Source organism: Undibacterium sp. WLX3042 (genome assembly GCF_049544825.1).
Classification (GTDB): domain Bacteria; phylum Pseudomonadota; class Gammaproteobacteria; order Burkholderiales; family Burkholderiaceae_D; genus Undibacterium.
Map to the genome: position 1 here is coordinate 1,745,545 of NZ_CP186698.1, position 12,014 is coordinate 1,757,558.

The 12,014-nt window shown below is 50.6% G+C and carries 8 protein-coding genes and 1 tRNA gene; 3 read left to right on the forward strand and 6 right to left on the reverse strand.

Going from position 1 to position 12,014, the window contains the following annotated elements:
- Nucleotides 1-75: 75 nt before the first annotated feature.
- Nucleotides 76-1,683, forward strand: coding sequence for an L-aspartate oxidase (gene nadB / locus ACPAOP_RS07910; RefSeq protein ID WP_423679447.1), 1,608 nt, complete (start codon nucleotides 76-78; stop codon nucleotides 1,681-1,683).
- 125 nt (nucleotides 1,684-1,808) lie between these two features.
- Here the strand turns inward: nadB and nadC are convergent, their stop codons facing one another.
- From nadC to ACPAOP_RS07930, 4 genes are all read right to left on the reverse strand, one after another.
- Nucleotides 1,809-2,675 (reverse strand): carboxylating nicotinate-nucleotide diphosphorylase, encoded by an 867-nt coding sequence (nadC, locus tag ACPAOP_RS07915; protein WP_423709868.1) that lies wholly within the window; start codon nucleotides 2,673-2,675, stop codon nucleotides 1,809-1,811.
- Nucleotides 2,676-2,702: 27 nt separating this feature from the next.
- Entirely contained in the window at nucleotides 2,703-3,836 is a 1,134-nt protein-coding gene (nadA, locus tag ACPAOP_RS07920; protein WP_423709869.1) for a quinolinate synthase NadA, read from the reverse strand.
- A 213-nt stretch (nucleotides 3,837-4,049) separates the two neighbouring features.
- A complete protein-coding gene (locus ACPAOP_RS07925; RefSeq protein WP_423709870.1) occupies nucleotides 4,050-6,104 on the reverse strand; it encodes a M13 family metallopeptidase in 2,055 nt (684 codons plus the stop codon).
- Nucleotides 6,105-6,143: 39 nt separating this feature from the next.
- Nucleotides 6,144-8,093 carry a CocE/NonD family hydrolase gene (locus ACPAOP_RS07930; protein WP_423709871.1) on the reverse strand — a complete coding sequence of 650 codons (1,950 nt, stop codon included), beginning with the start codon at nucleotides 8,091-8,093 and terminating at the stop codon, nucleotides 6,144-6,146.
- A gap of 278 nt (nucleotides 8,094-8,371) precedes the next feature.
- Between ACPAOP_RS07930 and ACPAOP_RS07935 the strand changes: the two genes are divergently transcribed.
- Nucleotides 8,372-8,872: a hypothetical protein gene (locus ACPAOP_RS07935; protein ID WP_423709872.1), complete on the forward strand. Its 501-nt coding sequence runs from the start codon at nucleotides 8,372-8,374 to the stop codon at nucleotides 8,870-8,872.
- A gap of 108 nt (nucleotides 8,873-8,980) precedes the next feature.
- On the opposite strand, the gene ACPAOP_RS07940 is transcribed toward ACPAOP_RS07935, so the two are convergent.
- Together ACPAOP_RS07940 and ppnN are read right to left on the reverse strand one after the other, a co-directional pair.
- Complete coding sequence (locus ACPAOP_RS07940) at nucleotides 8,981-9,940, reverse strand: chemotaxis protein (protein ID WP_423709873.1); 960 nt, start codon at nucleotides 9,938-9,940, stop codon at nucleotides 8,981-8,983.
- Between the two features lie 160 nt (nucleotides 9,941-10,100).
- Nucleotides 10,101-11,495 (reverse strand): nucleotide 5'-monophosphate nucleosidase PpnN, encoded by a 1,395-nt coding sequence (gene ppnN / locus ACPAOP_RS07945; RefSeq protein ID WP_423709992.1) that lies wholly within the window; start codon nucleotides 11,493-11,495, stop codon nucleotides 10,101-10,103.
- Between the two features lie 241 nt (nucleotides 11,496-11,736).
- On the opposite strand from ppnN, the gene ACPAOP_RS07950 reads away from it, so the two are divergent.
- Nucleotides 11,737-11,813: transfer RNA gene (locus tag ACPAOP_RS07950), tRNA-Met, on the forward strand.
- Nucleotides 11,814-12,014: the final 201 nt, after the last annotated feature.

A 12,014-nucleotide genomic window follows, 5' to 3' on the forward strand; every position in this document is an offset into this window, starting at 1 on the left:
GTCTGTCAGCACGTTCACCGCGACATCATCTTAGCGGCGGCGCAACAGCAAGACCGTGTTTTTACAAAGCAGCTTATGAAGAATTTTGATGTAGTCATCGTTGGCAGTGGTCTGGCCGGATTGTCCGTCGCCCTGCATCTGGCACAAACAAGAAAAGTCGCCATCATCTCCAAACGCGAGTTACTGGACGGTGCCAGCAACTGGGCACAGGGAGGCATTGCCGCCGTACTGGATTCGCATGACAGTCATGACCAGCATATTTCAGACACACTGATCGCTGGGGGCGGCCTGTGTGACGAAGGAGCAACCCGTTATATTGTTGAGCATGGGCGTGAAGCAATTGACTGGCTGATAGAACAAGGCGTGCCGTTCACCCGCGACGATGAAGCGGAACTCGGCTTCCACCTGACGCGCGAAGGTGGTCATAGCCAGCGTCGCATCATCCACGCAGCCGATGCGACTGGGCATGCGGTACAGGTGACACTAGAACAAAAGGTCCGCAATCACCCCAACATATCGCTGTTTGAACATCATTACGCGATTGACGTCATCACTTCTGCCAAGCTCGGCGATACATCCTCAACACCACGCTGTCTTGGCCTGTATGTACAGGATGTCAAAACCGGCAAAGTCGATACCTTTGCGGCCCAGCACACCGTGATGGCAACCGGCGGCGCAGGTAAGGTTTATCTGTACACCACGAATCCGGATACGGCGACTGGCGACGGGATAGCCATGGCATGGCGCGCAGGCTGCCGCGTCGGCAATATGGAATTCATACAGTTTCATCCGACCTGCCTGTATCACCCGTTTGCCAAATCTTTCCTGATCACGGAAGCGGTACGTGGCGAAGGCGGCATTTTAAAATTACCAGCCGAAGCAGGTGCGGCAGCTGGCAAGCGTTTCATGGCTGATCACGATGAGCGTCTGGAACTGGCACCACGTGATGTCGTGGCGCGGGCGATCGACTTTGAAATGAAAAAACGCGGTCTCGATTATGTAGAGCTCGACATCAGCCATCAACCGCCGGAATTTTTGAAGGAACATTTTCCGACGATTTATGCTCGCTGTCTGGAACTCGGTATCGACATTACCAAACAAGGTATTCCTGTCGTGCCAGCGGTGCATTTCACCTGTGGCGGCATTGTCACCGACACCGATGGCAGAACCGATCTGCACGGTTTATATGCAGTCGGCGAAACGGCTTACACCGGCCTGCATGGAGCAAATCGCCTTGCCAGCAATTCCCTGCTGGAATGTCTGGTCGTTGGCCGCGCTGCGGCAAAACACATAGAAAGTCAGGAAAGAATTACACCGATTGCCTTACCAGACTGGGATGAAAGCCGTGTCTCTGACGCAGATGAAGAAGTCGTGATCGCCCACAACTGGGATGAATTACGCCGCTTTATGTGGAATTACGTCGGCATCGTGCGCACCACCAAACGGCTGGAGCGCGCGAAGCACAGGATACGTTTGCTGAAAGAGGAAATCGACGAGTATTACGCCAACTTCCGCATTTCCAATCACTTACTGGAATTGCGCAATCTGGTTGAAGTCGCCTCACTCATCGTCAACAGCGCATTGTCTCGCCGCGAAAGTCGCGGCCTGCATTTCAGTCGCGATTATCCCGACACCTTGCCAAAGGCCTTACCAACAGTGCTGACACCAAAGCGCAAAAAGTAAGCATCAGGCGATACAACACAATCAAGAATCACGAAAATGGCAAAAAACAATGCCGCCACAGCCCAATATCCATGCGGGCTCTGGCGGCATTGCTTTATACGGAAAAGAAAGAAAAAAGTCCGCGCTCAGATAATCCGTAAGGAATAATCCGTCGCCTTGATATCCTTAGTCAGGCTGCCGATGGAAATACGGTCAACACCAGTTTCAGCAATCGCACGAACGGTAACATGATCGATGCCACCGGACGCTTCCAGTAAAGCACGTCCAGCATTGATCGCCACCGCTTCACGCATCATGTCGGTATTGAAGTTATCCAACAAAATCGACGTCGCACCGGCTTGCAATGCCGTCTGCAATTGCTCCAGCGTTTCCACTTCTATCTGTATGCTGACGCCCGCATTCAGGTTCAGTGCCTGCTGCATAGCCGCAACAACACCGCCGGCAGCCGCAATATGATTTTCCTTGATCAAAATGCCGTCATACAAAGCCAGACGCTGGTTTTTTCCACCGCCAACGCGTACCGCATATTTTTGCGCCAGACGCAGTCCTGGCAAGGTCTTGCGCGTATCGAGAATCGCCGCTTTCGTGCCGGCAATGATGGCGACATACTTGCTGGTCGCCGTTGCCACTGCGGACAACAACTGCAGGAAATTCAGGGCAGAACGTTCGGCTGTCAGCAAAGCGCGGGCTGGCGCCTTGATTTTACAAACCACGGTATTGGCCTTCATCGCATCGCCTTCCGCGTATTGCCAGTCCACTTCGATAGAGGTATCCAGCGTCGTCATCACGGCATCGAACCATGGCGCACCGCACAGAATGGCATCTTCGCGCACTATCACCTGCGCCTGCACCACCTCATCGGCAGGCACCAGCAAACCAGTCAGGTCGGCGGCACCGACATCTTCGGCCAGTGCATCGCGGATATTGCGTTCAAACGCTTTTTGCAGATCGGCGTCAAACGGCGAATGGGAGTTTTTCAGATTACTAGGCATGAGTAAAAAATCCTGAGCGGAGTTCAGTTAAGCCGGACCAATGCCGGAAAATAAGCGGGCTTCTTTTGCCAGATCGGAGGATGGGCGCACATTGGCTTTTTTTGCCGCCGCAAAATCCAGCATGCGGTCAATGCAGACGCGCGCTTTTTGCCCGACCACAGGATCAACATGAATTTCATGATCGCTGTTTTCCAGCACGTGCAGCAGATTACGCAAGCCATTCATCGCCATCCACGGGCAATGCGCACAGCTCTTACAGGTAGCACTGTTGCCGGCAGTCGGCGCAACGATAAAGCGTTTGCCAGGCGCAGCCATTTGCATTTTGTGGAGAATGCCGTTGTCGGTGGCGACGATGAATTCCTGCGCATCCATGGTTTGCGCGGCATGAATCAGTTGCGAAGTGGAACCAACCACGTCGGCCTGTGCCACTACAGACGCTGGCGATTCCGGATGCACCAGAACTTTGGCGTTTGGATATTCCGCCTTCATCACATCCAGTTCCACGCCTTTGAATTCATCATGTACCAGACAGGAACCCTGCCACAGCAGCATGTCAGCGCCGGTTTCTTTCTGAATGTAGCTACCCAGATGTTTGTCCGGTGCCCACAGAATTTTTTTGCCTTGTGCATGCAGGTGGCGCACGATGTCCAGACCGATGCTGGAAGTCACCATCCAGTCGGCGCGTGCTTTAACGGCGGCGCTGGTGTTGGCGTACACCACCACGGTGCGGTCAGGATGGACATCGCAGAATGCCGCGAATTCATTCGCATCACAGCCCAGATCCAGCGAACAGGTCGCATCCAGATCCGGCATCAGGATCGTTTTTTCCGGGCTCAGGATTTTGGCGGTTTCACCCATGAAGCGCACACCGGCCACGATCAGGGTTTTGGCTTCATGATCACGGCCAAAACGTGCCATTTCCAGCGAATCCGAGACGCAACCGCCGGTTTCTTCGGCCAGATCCTGCAAGTCCGCATCCACATAGTAATGCGCCACCAGTACCGCCTGCTTTTCTTTCAGCAAGGCACGGATACGGTTTTTCAGGGCGATTTTTTCTTCCGGTGTCGGCATATCCGGCACTTTGGCCCACGCATTGGCGACACAACTGCTGCCTTCTTCCATTAAAGGACGTTCAAATTCAACGACTTTGGTAGCTTCCATCATTCTCTGCCTATCGCCGGAAGCGCGCTGGAAGGCGTTCCGGCATCAAAATATACTCCCCGGGGTATATAAAAAGGCCCATTGTTTATGCTGACAATAGGCTAATTTTGGCATATACCCCCTGTTTTTCAGGGAAATTGAGGATAAAAAACGCCGGTTGCGCTGTGGGCGAAACCGGCGTTGGGATCACAGCAAAGGCGACAGTATACGCTGTTACCAGATGTTCACGCGCTTCGCGCCCTGACGCAATGGCGAACGATCGCCCTTACATTGGAATGCCTCCGCAAATTCGGGCATGTTTGCCAGCGGCGCAATGACGCGGTATTTGTCCGGTGCATGCGGGTCTGTTGCCAATTTCATGCGTAACATTTCATCACGAATCAGGCTGCGGAAACTTTGGGCATTCGCCACAAAAAAACGCTGATCCGGCGTCAGTCCGTCAATTTCTGCGGCCTGCGGTTTGGTCTTCAGCGATTGACGTAAGGCTTGTAACGCGATTTTCAAACCGCCCAGATCGGCGATATTTTCACCAGCCGTCAGCTTGCCGTTAATGTGCAACTGATCGATAGGATTAAATTCATCGAACTGACGCTCAATGGCCTTGGCGCGCAACAGGAATTTTTTCTCATCCTGCGGCGTCCACCAGCTTTTCAGATTTCCCTGTGCATCGAACTGCCGCCCTTCATCATCAAAACCATGCGTCAGTTCATGCCCTATCGTCGCGCCGGTATTGCCGTAATTCGCTGCCGGATCAGCATTCACATGGTACAGCGGCGGTTGCAGTATCCCAGCCGGGAAAACCATTTCATTCATGGTCGGGTTGTAATAGGCGTTCACCGTTTGCGGCGTCATGCCCCATTCGTTACGGTCGATAGGTTTACCTAATTTTGCCAGCACACGCTTGAATTCAAATTCAGAAGCGCGCGCGATATTGTCGGCATACGAGCCCTTGTCGATCTGCAAGCCAGAGTAATCGCGCCAGACATCGGGGTAGCCGATTTTCACCATCACCATATCGAGTTTTTTATACGATTGCTGCTTGGTCACATCCGACATCCATTCCAGCTTACTGATACTATCGCGCATCGCCGCCTTGATGTTCGTCACCATTTCCTGCACACCGGCTTTTGCTTCGGGACTAAAGAACTGCGCCACATACAGCTCCCCCATGGCCTCGCCGGCGTGGGCATCAATGCTTGCCAGCACTCGTTTCCAGCGCGGTTGCAGCTCTTTCGTCCCGGCCAGAGTTTTGCCGTAAAAATCAAAATGCGCATTGACCAGCGCAGAATTGAGTGCCGATGCCCGCGTATTCAGTAATTCCCAACGCAGATAGGTCTTCCACTGATCGAGGGGAACACTGTCAAGCAGACGGTCTGCTTCCGCAAAAAATTTTGGATGAGCGATATTGATCTGACCCGGCTGCGTTAAACCCACACCTGAAAAATAGCTGGTCCACGGCGTCGCTTTCGCCACTTTCTGCAGCCCGGCCAGGTCGGACAAATGATAGCTGGCCTGCGGATCACGCAGCTCAACCTTGGTCAGAGACGCTTTGGCGAGACGGGTTTCCAGCGCCAGTACATCTGCCGCATTTTTTGCTGCGACGTCAGATGTATCGCCCAGAAAGCCAAACATCTGCGTCATGTAGGACAGATATTTAGCGCGGATTTCTTTCGTTTTTGCATCGGTTTTCAGATAGTAATCACGATCCGGTAAGCCCAGACCACCTTGCATCAATTGAGGAATGTAGCGGCTCGCATTTTTTGCGTCCTGATCAATCGTAAAACCAAACAGTGGATTCACACCCTGCTTGTGCAACGCAGCGATCATGGAAATGAGCTGCTGCTTATCGCGGATGGCATATATTTGCGCCAGTGTTGCATCCAGTGGATGAATTCCCTCTTTTTCGATCTGCACTTCATTCATGCCGCTGGCGTAAAACGCACCAACCAGCTGCGCTACGCGGTGTTGATCGTGACCCGCCGCCGCTGTTTCCGCGATCTTTTTCAAGGCAATCATATTGCGCTCAGTCACCTCGTCAAAAGCGCTGTAACGCGAACGGTCTGCTGGGATAGGATTATTTTTCAACCATAGCCCATTTGCGTATTCATAAAACTGTGTGCAAGGATCTGCCTTCAAATCCATCGTCGCTGATTCAAGTACCAACTGGTTTGACGTTGCTGTTTGTGCCTGCGATACCGGAGACAGACAAGCCAGACTCACCATTGTGGCAAGAGCGCTGCGTTTAAAAAGTTGAGGTATTAACATCATTTTTATCTTATTAATTATAGGTAAATCGAACATCAAAGATTATTTGACCAACACCGGTACAGAAATACCGGAATACTGCCCTGGCGAGCGATAAACGCGTTGCGTCGCCTTTTGGAAATCTTCAGGATTGGCTTTGGGAATATCCATGAATTTTTGCGGGTTCAGGTCAATCAGAGGAAACCATGAGCTTTGTACCTGCACCATGATCCTGTGCCCGCGGCGAAAAGTGTGGTTGATATCCGGCATACGATAGCTCACTGTTTCGACTTTGCCCGGCGCAAATGGCACAGGCTGTTCAAAGCCATGACGGAACTTACCGCGCAAAGGTTCGCCACGGATTAATTGCTGATACCCTGCCATTCTCAATGACGGCGGTGGCACATCTGTACCCCGCTCACGTGGTGCTTGTCGCTCAGGGTAATCATCAGGATAAACATCAATCAGCTTCACGACCCAGTCTGCATCGGTACCGGATGTCGAGACAAATAGACGGGGACTAACCGGCCCCGCAATCGTCACATCTTCTTCCAGTACATCGGTCTGATACACCAGCACGTCAGGACGGGTAGAAGCAAAACGCTGATCCGACACCATGTACTCGCGCGGCACACCCGTTGCCACATACGAGATAAACGGCACAGGTTTTTTCGGATCGCTGATATATTCGTCAAAGGTGTTGAACTCTTCCTGCGGCTCCTTCCAACTCAGCTTCCCATTCGCAGAAAAATACAAAGTGCGGTTTTGCACCTGTTGTGGCGGCCAACTGGTGTATTCACGCCAGACATTCGTTCCGGTTTCAAAGACCGTCGCTTCTGCCAGCGCCTTCCCTTTTCCGTCTTTCAGATACTGCTCAAAAAACGGAAACAGAATATTTTTACGGTAATACTCACCTGTCTTCACATCAAAACTGACATTCCCTAATGACTTGCCCTCAGCGCCAGCCCATCCGCCATGCGCCCACGGCCCCATCACGATGCCGTTAAAACTGCCTTTATTATTCGCTTTGATGGCCTGATAAGTTGTGAATGGCCCCTGCGCATCCTCGGCGTCATACCAGCCGCCAACCGTCAGTACGGGGGTCTTGACGTTTTTAAGATGCGCAGCAATATTGCGCGACTTCCAGAAATCATCGTAACTGGTATGGGCGATTGTCGGCATCAGCAATTCACGCTGTTTGTCACTCAGTTGCGCAGTGATATTTCCCAGCGTCAGATATTTCAGGAAGTACTGATAACCGTCCTGTGTGCCGTAATCAAACTGCTCCCATATTTTCGGCAACCGGGTCGGATTTTTTTCGGCTGTAAAACCGGAATAAAAATCAAAATTGGCCGACAACATAAACGCACCGCCATGATAAGAATCATCACCCATATACAAATCTGTGACGGGCGCCTGCGGTGATGCCGCCTTGATCGCCGGATGCGAATTGATGATGCTGGCAGAGGTATAAAAGCCGGGATAAGAAATACCCCAGATCCCGACTTTCCCATTATTTCCACGCACGTTTTTTAACAGCCATTCCACCGTGTCATACATGTCCTGGCTTTCATTGCCTTCGCCGGGGGCTCGGTCAGATTTCACATGGGGTGTCATCTCCTGCCACTTACCCTCCGACATGTAGCGCCCACGCACATCCTGATTCACGAAAATATAGCCGCTGTTTTCAAATTCTTTTGAAGGGCCAAGCGAACGAGGATAAAAATCGACACCATAATGCGTTTCCTCACCATCATGCACACCGCTGCCATAAGGGGTCCTGAGCATCAGAAACGGATAAGTTTTAGAGGTGTCTTTGGGGACATAGACCACAGTGAACAGGCGCACACCATCACGCATAGGAATCTGGTATTCGTACTTGGTGTACATTTCACGCACAGACGGTTTGCTGTCGGATTTTTCCGCCACGTCTGCTGCTGCCCGGGCTGAACCAGGCAAATTCAGCGACAGCAGCAAGATACACAACAAAGCAGAGAGTTTAAAACGGGCCATCACACATCCTTTTTATGATCAGATTGTTACTGAACACTATTTCTGATAACTAAAATTCACACCATATTCTGCCAATTCACATTGAAAAAGCATGCTTCATCACACAACACAAGGAAACAATAGACTTTCAGAATACTGCTAATATGCAGTTTGTGACTATGGCGGATGATAGTTATCCGCTTAGTTATTTGTTACTGAGTGTATTTTTTGCATTAAGTTTCGGATTTTTTGCAAAAACGCTCATTTATGTAATGAATTATGTGCTGAAGGTTAACGTCATGAACATACTCAAGCTGCTTTGCGTGACCGGATATATGCTTTGTACTGCCGCCCATGCATGGGCGCAAGCCCATCCCGGCCCGGTCAATTCTTTTCAACCGGGCTTCAATTCGGGACGCTCATTCCCCGGCTACAACTACCATACCCCCCGTCCCTCCTATTACAGCAACCATGGTTTTTACCGCGGACATTATTCTTACTTTCCCGAGATTCTCTTAGGCTCAGTTATCGTCGGTGCGATGCTCAGTGCTCCGCCCGTCATGTATCACAGCCACTCCTATACAAGCTACGCTCCTTACCCTGTTTATACCAGTACGTATAACAGCTATTCCAGCCCGGTGTACACCAGCGAACCAGTCAACAGTTATTCTTATTCAGACCCTGCTCCCGGGTCCAGTAATAACAGCGACTGGCTCTATTGCAGTCAGCCGGACGGCTTTTATCCCGCCATCAGAGATTGTCCCGGTGGCTGGAGAAGAGTTCCCGCGCAAGAGCGCTGAGATTGTCATTTGCCTGCCACCAAGCGGCAACGCGCGAAAAAAAAGGACGCCTGGCAGGCGTCCTTTTTATTACTCAACGACATCAGCAGTCGCTTATGCCGTTTTTCACTATTTGTTTTTCAGTACTTTCCTGATTGCTGCAGCCAACTCTTCCGCCACGAACTTGGCGACATAAGCATCCGCTCCGACACTCTTGATGTGCTCTTCATTAGTCGAACCAGAAAGAGACGAATGGATAATCACTGGTAAAGTTTTAAAGCGCTCATCCTGTTTGATCTTGCGTGTCAGGGTAAAGCCATCCATTTCAGGCATTTCCAGATCCGTCAGTACCATAGCAACCTTGTCACTGGCCGGTTTTCCTTCAGCAAGAGAAGCTGCTGTCATGGTCTGCAATTTATCCCAGGCTTCCTTACCCGTTTTTGTCATGACGAACGGTGCACCGATAGCATGCAGTGCCTGTTCAATCAGCGTACGGGCGACGCCGGAATCATCGGCAGCAAGGATCACTGCGCCTTCTTTGATCTGCAACTGATCACCTATCGTGTCAGGATCAACATCTTTGGTATCGGAAGGTGTAATCTGCCGCAGTATCTGCTCAACATCAAGCACCTGCGCAAGACGGGTATTTTCAATATCGCCATCAAGACGGGCGATACTCGTGACCATACCACCAACCGCGCTGTTTTCCGCCGACAGTACCTGGTTCCAGTCAAGACGCACAATTTCTTCCACCGATTCCACCGCAAAGCCCTGAGTGGTGCGTGCGTATTCGGTGACCAGCATAATATTCAGGCCTGTTTTCGGCGTACAACCGACAACAGCGGGCAAATCAATCACGGGAATAATCTGTCCGCGCAAATTCACGACACCCAGCATATGAGGAAGAGAGCCGGCGACTGCCGTAATCGCAGGCATCGCAACGATTTCACGCACCTTAAATACGTTGATACCAAACAATTCAGAACGATCACCATTCGCATCGCCGCCTAACCTGAACAGCAGCAATTCAAATTTATTCGAACCGGTGAGATTGGTACGCTCATCCACTTCCTGCTGTACTGTACTCATATATATTTCCTTCTAAATTAAATAGAATTGCTTCGATAGTATGTTACCAATTTCAGCGGATAAGCCAAACACATTTATCTTTTAACACAGCAAATTCACATCTTTTTGCAGTTACCGAGAAAAAAATCACACGGTAACTTTGTAAGTAACTGCTCCGGTGCTATTTAATGATGCGATAACATGGGGTATAGGCTTTACCCGGCAATTTCATACGATTTTGTGCGACAAAAGAACTGAGTAGTGCGTCCATCGATTCCATGATCTCGCTGTCGCCACAAATGTCGAAATTTCCATGTTGCTCAATCGCCCGGATCCCCTGATTCTTTACGTTACCTGCAACCACCCCGGAAAAAGCCCGCCGCAGATTAGCGGCCAGTATGTGTTGCGGCTGATTTTTATGAATCGCCAGATTGCGCATATTTTCGTGGGTAGGCTCAAATGGTCTCTGAAATTCCTGATCAATCTTCAGCATCCAGTTGAAATAATAAGCGTCGCCGTTCTGTTTTCTAAACTCCCTGACCTGTCTGACGCCCTGCTCTACCGCATTGGCAACAGCTACCGGATCATTCACGATAATCTGATAGAGTTTTTGCGCCTTTTCACCCAAAGTGCTGGCAATAAACTGGTCAATCTGATGAAAGTAATCAGCTGCGCCGTCAGGCCCCGTAAAGATCAGAGGAAACGGGATCCCTTCGTTCTCTGGATGCAGCAAAATTCCCAGCAGGTAAAGTATCTCCTCAGCCGTACCAGCTCCGCCCGGAAAGACGATGACGGCATGCCCGATACGGACAAAAGCTTCGAGTCGCTTCTCTATATCCGGCAAAATAACCAGATGATTGACGATAGGATTCGGTGCCTCAGCGGCGATAATGCCGGGTTCGGTCAGGCCTATGTAACGGTTATGCACTATACGTTGCTTCGCATGACCTATCGTCGCCCCCTTCATCGGCCCCTTCATCGCTCCCGGACCACAACCGGTGCAAATATCCAACGTGCGCAAGCCCAACTGATAACCGACTTGCTTGGTGTAATCATACTCGTGACCTGAAATCGAATGACCACCCCAGCACACTACCAGATTGGGATTCACCTGGGGACGTAACAAATTAGCGTTACGCAATATATGGAACACCGCATCGGTGATACCCTCACTGGAATTCAGATCGAATTTATTTCTGTCCGCAAGGCCAGCCGCGGCATTGCTTTCTATTTCCGCATTCATGAACAAAATATCGCGTAAAACTGCGAACAGATGTTCCTGAATCCCCTTGATCATGACACCATTGACGAACGCCATAGCAGGTGCGCTCTTGATGTCCAGTTTAATTCCGCGCTCACGCTGAATGATGCTGATATCAAAATCTTTATAGCGCTCCAGTAATTCCTTGCCATCATCGAGGCCGCTGCCACAATTCAGTACAGCCAGAGCGCAGCTGCGAAAAACCTGATACAAACCGCCATGGCTGTTATCCAATAACTTGCTGACTTCCGCTTTAGACAAGATCTCCATGCGACCTTCCGGCGCAATCTGACTATCAATCACTTCGTATTTCATCACTACTGATCTCCGCATAAAACAAATCAATTCTGTCCAGCCATCACCCAGGCGGACTTTTTTCAACATTCAGACTATCTCTTATCCTCGGCATTATGCACGGTCGCCAACGATTTATATCCGATACTTAATTTAAATAATTTCATGTCAGCAGGTAGAGACCTTTCGCGAGAGGGAGAATTTATTTGCATTGAATACTTGTATATCAAGCGCGTGCCATGTATCATTCCCCCTCTTCAGACGCGGGGTGGAGCAGTCTGGCAGCTCGTCGGGCTCATAACCCGAAGGTCGTAGGTTCAAATCCTGCCCCCGCAACCAGTTACATCAAAAAGCTCACCGCGCATGCGGTGAGCCTTTTGTCATTGCGAGACTGTGTTCAAATCACCCGGGGAAATAGGGAATGCAATAATTCCCCCGCTTAATGACGCTGGCGACCGGCAGACAGGATCATCTCAGCGTTTTCTCGAAACCGAAGAACGAGCCTCACACGGTAGATAAATTCAAATAAAATAGAACCCT

Excerpts from the sequence above, each read along its gene's own strand:
- nadB (WP_423679447.1), top strand. The coding sequence starts at position 76 with ATGAAGAATTTTGATGTAGTCATCGTTGGCAGTGGTCTGGCCGGATTG.
- nadC (WP_423709868.1), bottom strand. The coding sequence starts at position 2,675 with ATGCCTAGTAATCTGAAAAACTCCCATTCGCCGTTTGACGCCGATCTG.
- nadA (WP_423709869.1), bottom strand. The coding sequence starts at position 3,836 with ATGGAAGCTACCAAAGTCGTTGAATTTGAACGTCCTTTAATGGAAGAA.
- ACPAOP_RS07925 (WP_423709870.1), bottom strand. The coding sequence starts at position 6,104 with ATGATGTTAATACCTCAACTTTTTAAACGCAGCGCTCTTGCCACAATG.
- ACPAOP_RS07930 (WP_423709871.1), bottom strand. The coding sequence starts at position 8,093 with ATGGCCCGTTTTAAACTCTCTGCTTTGTTGTGTATCTTGCTGCTGTCG.
- ACPAOP_RS07935 (WP_423709872.1), top strand. The coding sequence starts at position 8,372 with ATGAACATACTCAAGCTGCTTTGCGTGACCGGATATATGCTTTGTACT.
- ACPAOP_RS07940 (WP_423709873.1), bottom strand. The coding sequence starts at position 9,940 with ATGAGTACAGTACAGCAGGAAGTGGATGAGCGTACCAATCTCACCGGT.
- ppnN (WP_423709992.1), bottom strand. The coding sequence starts at position 11,495 with ATGAAATACGAAGTGATTGATAGTCAGATTGCGCCGGAAGGTCGCATG.